This window comes from Nakamurella panacisegetis, assembly GCF_900104535.1.
Taxonomy (GTDB): Bacteria; Actinomycetota; Actinomycetes; order Mycobacteriales; family Nakamurellaceae; genus Nakamurella; species Nakamurella panacisegetis.
In genome coordinates this window covers 2,509,431-2,524,011 of the sequence record NZ_LT629710.1, presented here as the reverse complement: position 1 = coordinate 2,524,011, position 14,581 = coordinate 2,509,431, and the positions used below count along the sequence as shown (strand labels likewise).

General features: G+C 69.7%; 13 protein-coding genes. 5 read left to right on the top strand and 8 right to left on the bottom strand.

The genetic code is table 11. The features are described from left to right. Positions 1-41: 41 nt before the first annotated feature. From BLS97_RS24485 to BLS97_RS11035, 5 genes are all read left to right on the top strand, one after another. Positions 42-347 (top strand): hypothetical protein, encoded by a 306-nt coding sequence (locus BLS97_RS24485; RefSeq protein WP_197676600.1) that lies wholly within the window; start codon positions 42-44, stop codon positions 345-347. Then, the gene (locus BLS97_RS23855) at positions 344-508 is read left to right on the top strand and encodes a hypothetical protein (RefSeq protein WP_231988051.1); all 165 of its coding nucleotides are present in this window, start codon (positions 344-346) and stop codon (positions 506-508) included. The genes BLS97_RS24485 and BLS97_RS23855 overlap by 4 nt, the downstream gene beginning before the upstream one ends. A 43-nt stretch (positions 509-551) precedes the next feature. Next, positions 552-2,303 carry a sensor domain-containing diguanylate cyclase gene (locus BLS97_RS11050; RefSeq protein WP_090476016.1) on the top strand — a complete coding sequence of 584 codons (1,752 nt, stop codon included), beginning with the start codon at positions 552-554 and terminating at the stop codon, positions 2,301-2,303. 111 nt (positions 2,304-2,414) lie between these two features. Continuing rightward, the gene (locus BLS97_RS22855) at positions 2,415-3,002 is read left to right on the top strand and encodes a hypothetical protein (RefSeq protein WP_157695355.1); all 588 of its coding nucleotides are present in this window, start codon (positions 2,415-2,417) and stop codon (positions 3,000-3,002) included. A gap of 97 nt (positions 3,003-3,099) precedes the next feature. Next, on the top strand, positions 3,100-4,323 hold the full coding sequence (locus BLS97_RS11035; RefSeq protein WP_090476013.1) for a fumarylacetoacetate hydrolase family protein: 1,224 nt from the start codon (positions 3,100-3,102) through the stop codon (positions 4,321-4,323). A 51-nt stretch (positions 4,324-4,374) separates the two neighbouring features. Here the strand turns inward: BLS97_RS11035 and BLS97_RS11030 are convergent, their stop codons facing one another. From BLS97_RS11030 to BLS97_RS10995, 8 genes are all read right to left on the bottom strand, one after another. Continuing rightward, positions 4,375-5,358, bottom strand: a complete 984-nt coding sequence (locus tag BLS97_RS11030) for a GGDEF domain-containing protein (RefSeq protein ID WP_090476012.1) — start codon at positions 5,356-5,358, stop codon at positions 4,375-4,377. Positions 5,359-5,540: 182 nt separating this feature from the next. Beyond that, positions 5,541-6,605, bottom strand: coding sequence for a hybrid-cluster NAD(P)-dependent oxidoreductase (locus BLS97_RS11025; protein WP_197676124.1), 1,065 nt, complete (start codon positions 6,603-6,605; stop codon positions 5,541-5,543). Continuing rightward, positions 6,602-7,849 carry an aromatic ring-hydroxylating oxygenase subunit alpha gene (locus BLS97_RS11020; RefSeq protein ID WP_172832259.1) on the bottom strand — a complete coding sequence of 416 codons (1,248 nt, stop codon included), beginning with the start codon at positions 7,847-7,849 and terminating at the stop codon, positions 6,602-6,604. The genes BLS97_RS11025 and BLS97_RS11020 overlap by 4 nt, the downstream gene beginning before the upstream one ends. Positions 7,850-7,874: 25 nt before the next feature. Next, positions 7,875-8,588: a TetR/AcrR family transcriptional regulator gene (locus BLS97_RS11015; protein WP_172832258.1), complete on the bottom strand. Its 714-nt coding sequence runs from the start codon at positions 8,586-8,588 to the stop codon at positions 7,875-7,877. Beyond that, positions 8,585-10,600 (bottom strand): CocE/NonD family hydrolase, encoded by a 2,016-nt coding sequence (locus BLS97_RS11010; protein ID WP_090476010.1) that lies wholly within the window; start codon positions 10,598-10,600, stop codon positions 8,585-8,587. Before BLS97_RS11010 ends, BLS97_RS11015 begins: the two co-directional genes overlap by 4 nt. Then, positions 10,597-12,714 carry a dipeptide ABC transporter ATP-binding protein gene (locus BLS97_RS23475; RefSeq protein WP_090476009.1) on the bottom strand — a complete coding sequence of 706 codons (2,118 nt, stop codon included), beginning with the start codon at positions 12,712-12,714 and terminating at the stop codon, positions 10,597-10,599. Before BLS97_RS23475 ends, BLS97_RS11010 begins: the two co-directional genes overlap by 4 nt. Then, on the bottom strand, positions 12,714-13,625 hold the full coding sequence (locus BLS97_RS11000) for an ABC transporter permease (RefSeq protein ID WP_090476008.1): 912 nt from the start codon (positions 13,623-13,625) through the stop codon (positions 12,714-12,716). The genes BLS97_RS23475 and BLS97_RS11000 overlap by 1 nt, the downstream gene beginning before the upstream one ends. After that, positions 13,622-14,581 carry an ABC transporter permease gene (locus tag BLS97_RS10995; protein WP_197676123.1) on the bottom strand — a complete coding sequence of 320 codons (960 nt, stop codon included), beginning with the start codon at positions 14,579-14,581 and terminating at the stop codon, positions 13,622-13,624. Before BLS97_RS10995 ends, BLS97_RS11000 begins: the two co-directional genes overlap by 4 nt.

Here is a 14,581-nt window from a genome sequence, read left to right as displayed (position 1 = left end):
CCTGAGCTTCGCTCGTTAGCCTCGACCCAGCTACTACCCCTCTGATAGTAGCTTGGCTGTGCGGGATTGGACTCTCCGGTGCGACGCTGCTCCCCGGTACGACCGCGCCGTTCGCTCGTCGGCGTGATCTGACCGGCTTCGAGAACCACTCCGGCCAAACGATCTTGTCGGATGGTCAGCAGAGCCTGGGGCGCGTCGTGAAAGGCTGGGGGAACAACAGCGACGGCGGGACCGAGGGCGCGATCACCCGAGGCGCTATCGGCACCTACCTGCAGGACCCATCCTTCCCAAGAATCCTGCCCTCACTGATCATCTGCTTCTTTCCGCACTCCGCCGTCGCCACGTGATCGACGAGCTGAGGCCACTCGACGACCGGCTGGAGCGAGGCGCGGCCCAGGAGGCGTCCGGGCGCCCTCACCGGATGGTCAATCGGATGGAGCGCAGAAGGGCGGGCAGCGAAGGTCTCGATGCCGGCACCCATCCGGCTCTGGCCGCAGACACCCACTGAGCAGGGCCGGAACCCCGTCGGGAGAAACCCCTAAAGTGGTCGTATGGGTTCGCCCGGGAGCGCAGAGCAGCTTCGCCAGTTGCGTTCGGCCGAGGCCGCGCTGGCCGTCCTGGACGGCCTGCCCGGCTTGGTTGCGCTGTGGGACCGGGACCTGCGCAACGTCCTGGCCAACCGGGCCTATCAGGACTACTTCGGCTACGCCCCTGAGGCCATGCCGGGCCTTCACATCCGCGAGGTCCTCGGTGAGAAGCTGTTCCAGGCGAACCGCTCGTACATGGAACTGGCCCTGCAGGGTGAGGAGCAACTGTTCGATCGGACCCTGGTCGATCAGCAGGGCCGCACCCGGCACACCCAGGCCTCCTACGTGCCGCACATCGTCGACGGCAAGGTCGAAGGTTTCTTCGTGCTCGTGACCGACATGACCGATCGGGTCGAGGCCGAGCAGACCCTGCGGCGCAGCGCCAAGCAGTACCGGGCACTGGCGGCCAGCATCCCGGGCGGTTTCGTGCTGCTGTTCGACTCCCAACTCCGGTTCCAGATCGCCGAAGGCAGTGAGCTGGCCAGCTTTGGATACCGACCGCAAGATCTGGAGGGCAAGACGGTCAGCGAGGCCTTCGACCCCGGCCTGGCCGCCGATCTCGAACCGCGTTATCGGAGGGCGCTCGGCGGGGAGCTCACGGTGTGGACCCAGCGGGTACGTGACCGCGTGTTCAGTCTCAGAGCAGCCCCGGTGGCCGACGCCGACGGCACCGTGTTCGCCGGAATGGTCATCGCGCAGGACGTCACCGTGCAGCATCGCGCCGAGGCGCTGCAGGCGGCCCTGCGCGAGATCGCCACGGCGGTCGCCCGGGCTGAGCCGATCGACCGGGTCAGCGCCCAGATCGCGAACAGCCTGACCGCCATCTTCAACGCCGACACGGCGGCCGTCGTGAAGTTCAGCGACCCGGACCACGGCGAGATCATCTCCATGGCACCGGTTCAGCCCGACACCGTGTCGGCGTCACTGACGTTCGGGCCGGAGGACTGGTCAGCCACCGCCCAGGTTGCCAAGACCGGCCTTCCCGCTCTCGTCGGCTACCGGCAGCAGGACGCCGGCCTGGTCGGCGCACTCCGCGCCGAGGGACTCGTCGCCGGAGCCGCTGCCCCGATCCGGCACCAGGGCCAGTTGTGGGGCGCCATTGCCCTGGCCGCACACGAGGCCGACCAGTTGACCTCCGAGGTGCTCGAGCAACTGGCCAAGTTCGCCGAACTGGTCGAACTCACCCTCACCAACCTCACCGCCTGGTCGACCCTGACCGCGCAGGCCGCCACCGATCCGCTGACCGGCCTGTCGAACCGCCGGGCCCTGGACGATCACCTCGCCCGGGAACAGGAGACGGCCCGACTCACCCACGAGCCGCTCAGCGTCATCGCGATGGACCTGGATCACTTCAAGGAGGTCAACGACACGCACGGTCACGCCGTCGGTGACCGCGTCCTGACCGAGGTCGCGGCCATCCTGACCTCGGTCGCGCGAAAGTCCGAGATACTCGCACGCATCGGCGGCGAAGAATTCCTCTGGGTGCTCCCTCGCACCGACACCGCGTCCGCGACGTTGGCGGCCGAACGCGCCCGCGCCGCGATCGCCGGCCACCACTTCGACGAGGTCGGCCGGGTGACCCTCTCCTGCGGCGTGTGCTCGACCGACGACGTCGAGAATCCGCAGTTGCTCCTGGCCGAGGCGGACGCCGCGCTCTACGCCGCGAAACAGGCCGGCCGCAACCAGGTCGTGGCCCACCGGAGCCGGCCGCACTGATGCGAGCCACCGACGGCCGCCTTCGCCGAGCGCAACGGCAGCCGCGCCGCGGGCCAGGAATCTGTTGGGTGTTCGCCGGTCCAAGTGGCGGCCGTCGGCCTAAGCTGCCCCATGACCTCACATAGCCTGCGCTGGGCATCCACGGCGGCGCTCCTGCTCCTCCTGGTCGCCTGCGGCAGGCCGTCAACGTCCACGACGGCCGCGTCGAATGGGTCGGTCCCGGCCGGCCCTCCGTCGGCCATGGGCGGCCCTTCAGCGGCGATGGCCGGCCCTTCGGCGGCCGCTGGGGCGAGCCGGGCCGGTTCCATCGATGTTTGCGCACTGCTCAGCGAGGCCGACGCCGCGGCGGTCGCCCGGGAAAGGGGCCTCAACGGAGCCCAGACGTCGGCCACGAAGTACACGCTGAAGGCGACCAGGTCGGCCACCACCGGGGGCGCCACCATGCCGATGTCGGGCTGCACGTTCACGATCGACGGTGACGGAGCCTCGGGCACGGTCGAGATCGATGTCCTCTCCGCCGACAACTTCGCCATCTACGCCGGCGGAGTGAAAGTCCCGGGACTGGGGGACGAGGCCTACAAGGGAGACGGTCAGACCGTCGTCCGGGTCGGTGACCTCATGCTGCAGACATCGGAGAATTCCTTCACCGACGGGTTCGCCGTTGCGCTGTACCGAAAGATGATCCCGCATCTGAAGTAGGCCACGCCGGCACCGGCGGCTTGTAGGGTGTCGATGGTCTGACGATGCCACGCTGGCGGGAACGGCTGGGACGGCGTGGTCGAGCCGGAGGGAAAACGTGGACAGCTGGCTGGATCTCGACCCCGACGCACCCTTCGGACTGGGAACGCTTCCCTACGGCGTCGTCTCACCCTCGGCCGGAGGTGACCGACGGGTCGCCGTGGCCATCGGCGGCCAGGCGCTGGACCTGGCGGCCGCCGCCGGGGCCGGGATCCTCGGGCCTCGCCTCGTCACGGAATGGTTCGCCGCGGACTCCCTCAATCGCTTCATGAGCACCGGCCCGACCATGTGGCGCGAACTGCGGGAGCGCCTGGTCGAACTGCTCAGCGCCTCCCGCCACCAGGACCGCACCCGAGGTGTCCTGGTGGAGCGCCAGTCCCTGCGCGAATGGCTGCCGTGGGACGTGACCGACTACGTCGACTTCTACTCCTTCGAGGCCCACGCCAAGGCCACCGCCCGCATCTTCCGGCCGAGCAGTCCCGAACTACCTCCGAGCTGGCGCTCCCTGCCCATCGGATATCACGGGCGGGCCGGTTCCGTCGTGGTGTCGGGTACTGAGGTGACGCGGCCGCGCGGGCAGTACCTCGATGACGCCGGCGCCGTCGTCGATGGCCCGACCCGCAAACTGGATATCGAGGCCGAGGTCGGATTCGTCGTCGGCGTAGGACGCGACGGGCCGGCCCGGCTGCAGGAAGATGTGCTGGAGGACCACGTTTTCGGGGTCGTACTCGTCAACGACTGGAGCGCCCGCGACGTGCAGCGCTGGGAATACGTACCCCTCGGACCGTTTCTCGGCAAGTCCTTCGCCACGTCGGTATCGGCCTGGGTCACGCCCCTGGTCGCCTTCGATCAGGCTCGGGTGGAAGGCCCACCGCAGGATCCGCTGCCGCCGCCGTACCTGGCGGGCTGCGACCGCCGCGGAATCGATCTCCGCCTGCGGGTGGATGTGAACACGACGACCGTCGCCGAGCCGCCGTTCGAGGGCATGTACTGGAGCCCGGCCCAGCAACTGGCCCATCTCACCAGCAACGGCGCGCGCCTTCGCACCGGTGACCTGTACGCCTCCGGCACCGTCTCCGGATGGGAGCCGGGCCAGGCCGGCAGCCTGCTCGAGGCATCCCTGGACGGCACCGTCCCCGTCGTCCTGGACGACGGGACGCAACGCGGCTACCTGCGCGACGGGGACACCGTGACCATCACCGCCCGCACCGGTCGTGGCCCCCGGGTGGATCTCGGCCCGGTCGTCGGACGGGTGCGGCCGCCGCTCGCCGAACCGTTCTGAGCGAGTTCTCTTCTCGCTGCTGCCTGGGTCAGATCTGCGGGCGGTCTGCGGTCAGGTTTGCGGCTGGATCCGCTTCGCCGACTGCGACGCCGCCGCCCGCCGGTGACGCTTCTGCTCGTACATCGCGGCATCCGCACTCTGCCAGGCACCGGGGAACCCGGAGATGATGCTGTACGGGGCGTACCCGATCGAACCAGGAGTGCCGACCAGCGTCAACTGCTCGGAGAGACGGTCGACGAGATGCTGGGCCTGCTCGGAGTTGGTGTGGGCGGCCAGGATTCCGAATTCGTCACCGCCGAGGCGGGCCACGATGTCCATATCTCTGGTCGTTTCCGCAATCGCCCGGGCCGCCTGCCGGATGTGGGCGTCACCGGCGTCGTGCCCGTAGCGGTCGTTGACCAATTTCAGGCTGTCCAGATCCAGAATGATCACTGAGCCGGTGTGCCCGAACCGGCGATAACGCGCCTCTTCGGTGGCCAGAAACCGGTCCCATCCGCGTCGGTTGTACAAACCGGTCAGAACGTCGGTCTCGGCGGCTGTGGCCGAGCGTTCGGCCAATTGCTCCGCCTGCGTGCGCATCAGATCGGTCTGCAGAATCGTCGTGAGCAATTGCGCGAGAATCTGCAGCAGTGGCTCGTGTTCCTTCAATTCGGCCGGCTGACGTTCTTCGTCCAATCCGCACAGGGTGCCGAACACCTCACCGTCGGCCTGCAGCAACGGCAGGCCGACGTAGGCGCCGATCCGCAGATCCCGTCGCACGCCGGCACCGGCGTAGGCCGGGACCTGTTCGACGTCGGGCGCGATCCGAGGCCCATCGCCGGCCAGCATGTATTGGCACATCGAATCCGACCACAGGTGGGAGTTTCCGGCCCGCTGGCCATAGACCGAGTCCTTCACCGCCAGGTAGAGCTGCGTGTCCTGGCTGTGCCGGGTCACGGACCAGAATCCCATCGGTATCGCGGCCTGCAGGTACTCGAGTACCATCGCGCAGGCATCGTCGAACGTCGTGCTGGCGCCGAACTGCGGAATCTGCATCTGATACCCTCCTGACCTCGGAAAATAACCTATCACGGCCGATCAGCGAGGACTTTCGGGCCGCGACCGGGACGACCGGAAATCGAAATCGAAACCCGCCCCGTTCGCGGATCGGCCGAGACGGCGCGTTCGGTCGGGGTCGCGACTTCGCCCGGGTCGCCGGCATGGCGGTCGACGCCGGGTCAGAGCCGATCGACGACCAGGGCCGACAGCGGCACCGAACAGCAGGGCAGGAACCGGCCCTGGGCAATCTCTTTCGGCCGGATGCCGCCGGCGTGCTGCATGTCCACCTGGCCCGATACCAGGCGACTCTTGCAGGTACCGCACAGGCCCTGCGAACAGGACGACGGCAGGGTGATACCGGCCGCGGCAGCGGCCTGCAGCACCGTGCTGCCCGGCGGGCTGTGCACGGTCCGCCCCAGGTGGGCGAACTCGATGGGAAAACCGGCGTCGGCCAGATGCTCGGCCGGATCGGCGTCCTGCCGCTGCAGCGCCACCGCCGGGTCGGCGAAGGTGAAACTCTCGCGGTGCAGATCACCCGGGTCGCAGCCGAGGGCGATCAGTTCGTGCTGCAGGTCCGACATGAACGATTCGGGGCCGCAAGTGAGCACTACCCGCTCGGCCAGATCGGGCGCGATGTGGGTCAGCAGCCCGGCCGACACCCGCCCGCGGTAGCCGGGCCAGCCGTCGTCGTCATGGCTGGGTACGAGAACGGTTCGCAGTCCGGTGGTCTCGGCCGTGAGCAGGGCCAGCTCGGCCCGCTGGATCAGATCGTCCGGAGTGTGCGCCGCGTGCACCAGGACGATGTCGTGGGCGCGCCCGCCGTCGTGCAGGGCGCGGAGCATGGCCAGGAACGGGGTGATACCGCTGCCGCCGGCCAGCATCAGGTACTTCGCCGCCGGGTGATCCTCCATGGTGAATTCGCCCAGGGGATCCGAGATCGCCCGCACCGTCATGCCGGGCCGCAGGTGGTCGTGCAACCAGGTCGAGACCACTCCGCCCGGCCGGCGGCGAACCGTGATCGAGATGGTCTCGGGGCGGGTCGGCGGCGAGGACAACGTGTAGCTGCGCAGCACCTCCGCACCGTCGATGTCGAAGGCGAACACCAGGTGCTGACCACCGCGGAACGAGAACCGCTGCGGGGTGCGGGCGGCCAGCACGAAGGTCTTCACCGTCGCGGTGACGGTCCGCACGGCCCGGCAGACCAGCACGTCGTCCCGGTCGGGATCCCAGACGGGCAGGCTCACAGAATCTCTCGCACGCGCTGGACGTACCAGTTGCAGAACGCCTCCACCTGATATTCCGGCGGCAGGTAGGGCCCCGGGACGTAGGCCGGGTTCCCGACCCCGGCGTGGGCCCGGGCCACGAACGCCCGGTCCTGGTCGTTGGTCTGCTGCCAGACATAGGTCAACTTGTCGACGTCGTAATCGACCCCTTCCACCGCATCGGCGGCCACCAGCCAGGTGGTCCGCAGCAGCGAGCTGTCCGCGGTCAGGGGCAGCACCGAGAACGTCACGATGTGATCGGACAGGAAGTGGAACCAGGCATTGGGCTGCAGGTGCATCGAGAGCCGGCCGAGCCGCGGTTCGGTGAAGTCGGCCAACAGCTTCCGGCTGGCCAGGGTGCCGTCGATGGTGAACGACTCCCCCGCCATGTCCAACGGCTCCCGTTCGATGCGGAACCCGGTGCGCCGGGTGTCCAGCTCCTCGATGGCCGCCCACGGCAGGCCGTTGCGGGCGCAGATCCCCTCGAATTCGGCCTTGGCGGCCAGGTATCGGTCCCAGGCCGGACGCAGGCGCGGCCCGATGTCGGACTCCTGGTAGCCGTAGACCGGGAACAACGAGCACAGCAGCTCCGGGTGCCCGCCGCAGTGCGTGCACTCGCGGTTGTTCTCCATCACCAGCTTCCAGTTGCCGTTCTCCACGATGTCGATCTGATGGGCGATCTTCGTCGTCGGCAACCGGTGCGGCGCCAGGTAGGGCGTCACGCGCGAGGCGAACTCGTCGAAGTCCTCGGGCGGATCGTCCGACAGACAGACGAAGATCAACCCGGAGACGTTGCGCAGGTTCACCTTCCGGAGGGAGAACAACGACCGGTCGAAACCGGGCGGCGTCGATTCCGCGTGCAGCAGGTGCCCCTGCTGGTCGTAGGTCCACTGGTGGTAGGGGCACACGATGTTTCCGATGGAGCCGCACTTGTCGTCCAGCAGCCGGGACCCGCGGTGCCGGCACACGTTGTGGAATGCGCGGATCTCCTCGTCGTCGTCCCGGGTGATGATCACCGAGTAGCGCCCGACCGAGACGGTGACGTAGTCGCCGGCCTCCGGCAGATCCGGCTCCACCGCGACGAAGATCCAGCTGCGGTAGAAGATCGCGTCGAGATCGAGGTCAAGCGCCTCGGGCGAGACGTACAGGTCACCCTCGAGCGAGCGACCTGGGGTTCGGGTCGCGATGAGCCCGGCGACATCTTCTCGGATCCGGCTGGTGGTCACGGTGCTGCCTCTTCCATTTCGGCTCTCACGTACGGTCGCGTGAGCGGCGGTGCGGTTCTCGGTTGCTGCGTGCGGTGTCGGGGGCCGCGGCCAGCCGCCGGTCGACGTAGTCGTGCAGGAGGGCTCTGGCCCGCTGTGGTCCGATGGGTCCACCGGGGAGGAAGGCCTGGGCCGCCCAGCCGTCGAAGACGGCCATGAATTCCATCGCCGCGACGTCGATGTCGTCGAATTCGAAGGTGCCGTCCGTCCGGCCCCGTTCCAGGATGGCCACGATGTCGGCCCGCCACTGGACGTACACCTTCACCTGCCAGTCCGCGTGGAACTGGTCGTGGGCCGACAGGGTCCAGAAGTCCAGCCAGAGCCGCCAGTGCTCGACCGTCCGGGCGCCGTCGGCGAAGAAGCCGTCGATGATGGTTCCCAAGGCCGCGGCGCCGTCCGGTTCCAGGGCGGCGCGGGCCGAGATGGGCCGGTAGAAGTCGTCCATCTCGGCGTGCAGCACCTCGGCCAGCAGCTCGGCGATACCGGTGAAGTGATAGGTGACGGTGCCCAGTGAAACCCCGGCCCCCTGGGCGATGTCGCGCATGCTGGCCGCGAAGAGCCCGCGATCGGCGATCAGTACGCGGGCCGCCTCCACGATCAGCTGCCGCCGGATCTCGGTCGGCTGACGGACCCGGTCGCCCTCCCGCCGGCCTCGGGCCACACTGCCGCCCGTTCCCCGAGCCGGGGTGCGGCCGGTCAACACGACGTCCTGGGTGTGCGCCGGCGCCAGGTGTTGACGAAGACGTCCTCGCCGTCGAGGGTGGCGGCCAGACGGTGTTCGGTCACGAAATGCGTGGCGTCGGCGGTCATGGTGGCGGTGACGTCGATGCGCACGTCCCAGCCCTCGCGCACCAGGCCGATGTGCCAGCTGGAGGTGGCCGTGGCCGACAGCGGGTCGTCGGCCCGGATCGAATACGTCTCGAGGGCTCGTTCGTGGAAGACCAGACCGTCCGGATAGGTGCGGCTGCCGCCGTAGTTCGGGTCGACGGTGAGGGTCCACCGGCCGCTGGCCGGTTCGTACCGCACCTCGCGCTCGGGGATGTCCGGCGCGGCGGCGTGCATCACCACGGCGAGCGGCTCGGACTGTTCGGGCGGCAGGAAGGTCACCGGTTCGCCGGGTTGGTCGAGCGACCGGCAGGGCACGTGCAGGACGCCCGCCGTCAGGTCCAGCGACAGCACCGAAGGTTCCGGGTGCGGCCAGACCCACGGCCAGTAGCTGTTGCTGACGGCGATCCGGATCCGGTGCCCGGCCGGGAAGGCCCAGGCCATGGCGACCAGCGGGACGTCGACCTCCATGTCCTGGCCCGGCACGACCGGGGAGATGGAGTCCATCCCGGCCCGGCTGAGCAGATTGAGGCAGCCGCGGGTGACCAGGGTGGAGCTCCCGTCCGGGGCGACATCGCAGATCCGGACGACCACGTTGGCCGCCGCGGTGGCGGTCAGCCGAAGCCGCAACGACGCGATGCCGAGCATCTCCAGCGTCTCGGCCAGGGGCGCCGTGTCCAGGCAGGTCGACCGCCCATCCTCGGCGCGCTGGTCGGGCGGAAGATCCGACGGGTTGCCGAACGGGAAGTACCGGCCCGCGTCGACGCCGGTGTGCTGCGGCGCCGACACCAGTACCCGGCCGGCATCGGCTGCGGCACAGGTCATCTCGGCCAACGAGAAGGCCACCGGCTGCACGGCCGGACTGGGCCAGGTCGCTTCCCCGATCCACCGTCCTGGACGCTGCGCGTAGCGGGTGGCGGGCCGGACCGAGTCCTGCATCCAGACCCGCAGCGCCGGATCGTCCTGGACCCCGTTCGGGACATCCTTGAGCCAGTGGTCCCACCAGCGCAGCGTCTCCTGCAGGAATCCGATGGCCGGGCCCGGTTCCAGATCTCGGTCCGGGTACTGGTGCGACCACGGCCCGACGATGCCCTTCACCGGCGCCGAGAGATTCTCCAGCAGCCGGAACACCGTGTTGCGGTACGGATCGGCGAAACCACCGACGGCGAGCACGGCCGCACCGATGCGGGAGTAGTCCTGGCAGACGCTGCCGTGCTGCCAGTACTCGTCGCGTTCCTGGTGCGCGAGCCACTTGTCCAGATACGGCTCGGCCGCTACCAGCCGTTGCTGCCACATCTCGCGCCAGGCCGGTCCGACCCGGGCCGGGTCAGGCGGACGGGCGGTGAAGGCGAGCATCGTCGTCGCCCAGCCGGCCATGTCGATCCCCAGCACGGCGCCGCCGAAGTAGTGCACGTCGTCGGCGTAGCGGTCGTCCGTCGAGCAGACGGTGACGATGGCCTTCAGCGGCTCCGGGGCGATGGCGGCCAGCTGCAGGGAATTGAAGCCACCCCAGGAGATGCCGAACATCCCGACCGCGCCGGTGCACCAGCTCTGCCGGGCCAGCCAGTTGATGACCTCGACCCCGTCGGCCAGTTCGGTCGGGCTGTACTCGTCGGTCATCACCCCCTCGGAGTCGCCGGAACCGCGGAGGTCGACCCGGACGGAGGCGTATCCGTTGGCGGCGTACCAGGGATGGCGCTGAGCATCCCGCGGCGCCGTCCAGTCGCCCTTGCGGTAGGGCAGGTATTCCAGCAGGGCCGGCACCGGCCGGGCCGCTGCGTCGGACGGCAACCAGATCCGGGCCGAGAGCCTGGTGCCGTCGGTCATCTCGATCAGCACGTGGTCCAGGACCTCGACCGATCCCGCGGTCGGGAGGATGGTCGTCATCGGGCATCGACCAGTTCGCCGGGGTGGTTCAGGTCGGTGAGCGGCAGGTGACACCGGATCCGGTGGCGGTCGGCCGGCTGCCGGACGGGCGGTGCCTGTGTGTTGCAGGTTCCCTCGATCCGCAGTTCGCACCGGCGGTAGAACGGGCAACCGGCCGGCGGCGGTGCCGACTCGGGCTCGTCGGCCCTGGTGCGCGGCGCGGCGACCCGGGCCGTCGCCGTCGGTACCGGGTCCATCACCGAATCCAACAGCAGCCGGGTGTACGGGTGGTTGACCGCACCCGCGCCGTGCACGCCGAAGACGTCCTCGACGGTGCCCTCTTCACAGATCCGGCCCAGATACAGCACCACCACCCGGTCGGCCAGGCCGCGCACGACCGCGAGGTCATGTCCGATGAACAGGTAGCCCAACTGGTGTTCGGCCCGCAGATCGTCCAGCAGCCCGAGCACCGACGCCTGCACCGAGACGTCCAGCGCGGAGACGACTTCGTCGGCCAGTAGGAGGGCCGGATCGGCGGCCAGCGCCCGAGCGATACCGGCGCGCTGCCGCTGACCGCCGGACAGCTGGGCCGGCAGCCGATCGGCGAACGACGTCGGCAGTCCCACGTCGGCGAACACCTCGTCCCGGCGTGCGGTGGCCTTCTGGCCCCGGAGGCCGAGCAATCGCAGCGGGCGGGCGACGGCATCGCCGACCGAGCGCCGCGGGTTCAGCGAGGTGTCGGCGTTCTGGAAGATCAACTGGACCTGCCGGCGCCACTGCGGGGCACGCTTGGCCGCCGGCAGCGTCAGATCGGCCGTGGCCCCCGTTGTTCCGGCCTGGCGCGGGTGCAGGGTGAGTTCTCCCGCGGTCGGCCGTCGCAACCCGGCCAGGGTCCAGGCGATGGTGGATTTCCCGCTGCCGCTCTCACCGACCAGCGCCACCACCTCACCCTGCCGGACCTCGAGGTCGATCCCGTCCACGGTCGGGCCGGTGGCGGCATCGGGCTTGGCCCGGTAGTCGACCTGCAGCCCGCGCACCTGGAGCAGGACCGGGCCGAACTCCCGGTGCTCGCGGGGCCGGACCTGGGACGTCCAGACCGGTTGGTCCAGAACGTGTTCGGTCCGCAGGCAGGCGCTGACCCGACCGTCGGTCAAGGGCCGGCGGGTGGCCAGGGCCGGCGCCGGGTCGTGCGTGCAGGCCTCCTGGGCGAACGGGCAGCGGGGCGCGAAGGCGCAACCGGGCAACGTTCCCGGACCCACCGGTGAACCGCCCGTCATCCCCACCGGAAGGCCGGGGGCACTGATCCGGGGCACGCTGGCCAGCAGGCCGCGGGTGTACGGATGAGCAGGCGCGGCAAACAGTTCGGCCGTCGGGCCGGCCTCGACCACCCGGCCCGAGTACATGACCAACATCCGGTCGCACAGCCGGGCCACGGCGCCGAGGTCGTGGCTGACCAGGACGATGGCCACCCCCAAGGTGGCGCGCAGGTCGGCCAGCAGCGCGAGGATGCCGGCCTGGGTGACCACGTCAAGGCCGGTGGTCGGCTCGTCCATCACCAGCAGGCGAGGCGAGCCGGCAATACCGATGGCGATCGCCACGCGCTGCAACTGGCCGCCGGACAGCTGGTGCGGATACCGGGCCAGCAGTTGCTCGGGTTCCGGGAGACGTACGAGCCCGAACAGCCGGATGGCCTCGGCCCGGGCGGCCGCGCGGTCCATCCCCCGTCCGAAACGGAGCACCTCGCCGATCTGGTCACCGACGCGCATCGACGGAGTCAACGCGTGGCCGGCGTTCTGCGGGACGAAAGCAACTGTGCCGCTGCGGATCCGGCGGAGCGTGGGCCCGGAACTGCGGAACAGGTCCTGGGCGCCGATCAGCACGCGGCCCTGGGTGATCTTCGAACCGGCCCGCAGGTGGCCGACCAGGGCCCCGGCCAGGGTGGACTTCCCGCAGCCGGATTCACCGACGACGGCGACGATCTCGCCCGGCGCCACGGTCAGATCCACGTCGACCAGCACAGGCATCACCTTCTTGCCGGCCCGGTAGGACACCGTGACCTTCTCGACCACGACGACCGGCCCTCCGGTCGCCTCGCCCGAGACCTCCAGCGGCGTCGCCGCTTTCGTCGTGTCCATCAGGCACCTCCGGTGATGCGGTCGATGCCGCGGGCCTTGGCCAGGCCGTCGGCGGCCAGGTTGAGTCCGACGATCAGGGTGGCCAGCGCGATGATCGGCCCGATGGCGGCCCAGGGGGTGACGGTGAGCAGGCTGCGGCTCTCGGACACCATCAGGCCCCAGTCCGGCGTCGGCGGATTGGCGCCGAATCCGAGGAACGACAGCGAGCTGACCAGCAGGACGATCCACGAGGCGCGCATGGCGAACTCGACCAGGACCACGTCCAGAATGTTGGGCAGGATCTCGCGAACCATGGTGGCCCAGGGGTTCTCGCCCCTGGCCCGGGCCGCGGTGACGTAGTCGAGCCCGACCACGGACTGCGCCCCGGCCCTGACCACCCGGATCACCGCCGGGCAGTAGACGACGGTGGCGGCCAGCACGATCACCGGTGCGCCGGCCCCCAGCACCGACACCACGACCAGCAGGGCGAGGATGGCCGGTACCGACAGCACGGCGTCCAGGATGCGCATCAGGACCTCGTCGAACCAACCGCGGAAGTAGGCGGCGGCACAGCCGAGCGCCGTTCCGATCCCGACCGACAGCACCGCGGCGGCCGCGCTGATCAGCATCGCGTTGCGGCCACCGTAGATGACCCGGGACAGCACGTCCCGGCCCAGCTGGTCGGTGCCGAGCCAGTGCGACGATGTCGGGTTGACGATGGCCTCGAGGGGGCTGGTGGCGATCGGCGAGTACGGCGCGATCCAGGGAGCGGCCACGGCTACCACCACGTGCAGCAGCACCAGGACGACGCCCGTCATGGCGACCGGCGATCCGAGCAGGGACCGCAGGGTGCCGGTACCGCGCCGGGGCCGGCCCTTCGGGTCGTTGCGCTGCGGCGCGTCGCCCACCGGACCGGAAATGTTCTCGCTCATGACGCCCGCGCCGGGGTGCGCAGTCGCGGGTTCAGCGCGGTCGCGGCCAGGTCGGCCAACAGGTTGGAGACGACGTACACGAGCGCGCCGATGACGGCGATGTACTGCAGCACCGGGACATCGCGGTTGTGCACGGCGTCGAGCATCAGCGTGCCGATCCCCGGATAGTTGAAGACCGCCTCGACCACCACCACCCCGCCGACCAGCCAGGCGATGTTGATGGCGATGACGTTCAGGGCGGGCAGCAGGGCATTGGGCAGCGCGTGGTGCAGCAGCACCCGGCGGCGGGGCAGGCCGCGCAGGGTCGCCATGGCCACGTACTCACTGGCCATCACGTCGATGACGCTGGTCCGCATCATGCGCACGATGTAGGCCGCCATCACGATCGACAGGGCGGCGGCGGGCAGCGGTACGTTGTGCAGGATGGTGCTCAGCGGGGCATCCGGCCCGTCCGTCACGACCGCCGGGAACCAGGCCAGCTTCACCGCGAACACCAGGACCAACAAGGTGGCCAGGGTGAACTCCGGCACGCTCATCGCCACCAGGGCGACGCCCGAGATGAGGACGTCGGGCAGCCGGTCCCGGGTGAGACCGGCCACCACCCCGAGGATCAGGGCCAGGGTGATCCCGACGACGATGGTGATCCCGGCCAGCACCGCGGTGTTCCGCAGGTAGTCGCCGGCCATGGTGACCACCCGCTGCGAGGTGGCCAGCGAGGTGCCGAAGTCCCCGTGCACCGCCCCGCCCAGCCAGCTCAGGTAACGCAGAACGCCCGGGCGATCGAGGTGCAACTGCGCGGTGAGTTGGGCCACCGCGTCCGGCGTGGCGTCCTTGCCGAGGATCTGGGTGGCCAGATTGCCCGGCAGTGCCTGCAGCGCAACGAAGACCAGCACGGTGGCCAGCACGATCGTCAGGACCGCGAGCGCGAGCCGCCGGGCAATCAGCTTTCCCAGCAT

Bases quoted from the DNA above. Each gene is read 5' to 3' on its own strand.
- BLS97_RS11050 (WP_090476016.1), top strand. From the start codon at position 552: ATGGGTTCGCCCGGGAGCGCAGAGCAGCTTCGCCAGTTGCGTTCGGCC.
- BLS97_RS22855 (WP_157695355.1), top strand. From the start codon at position 2,415: ATGACCTCACATAGCCTGCGCTGGGCATCCACGGCGGCGCTCCTGCTC.
- BLS97_RS11030 (WP_090476012.1), bottom strand. From the start codon at position 5,358: ATGCAGATTCCGCAGTTCGGCGCCAGCACGACGTTCGACGATGCCTGC.
- BLS97_RS11010 (WP_090476010.1), bottom strand. From the start codon at position 10,600: ATGACGACCATCCTCCCGACCGCGGGATCGGTCGAGGTCCTGGACCAC.
- BLS97_RS23475 (WP_090476009.1), bottom strand. From the start codon at position 12,714: ATGGACACGACGAAAGCGGCGACGCCGCTGGAGGTCTCGGGCGAGGCG.
- BLS97_RS11000 (WP_090476008.1), bottom strand. From the start codon at position 13,625: ATGAGCGAGAACATTTCCGGTCCGGTGGGCGACGCGCCGCAGCGCAAC.
- BLS97_RS10995 (WP_197676123.1), bottom strand. From the start codon at position 14,581: ATGCTGGGAAAGCTGATTGCCCGGCGGCTCGCGCTCGCGGTCCTGACG.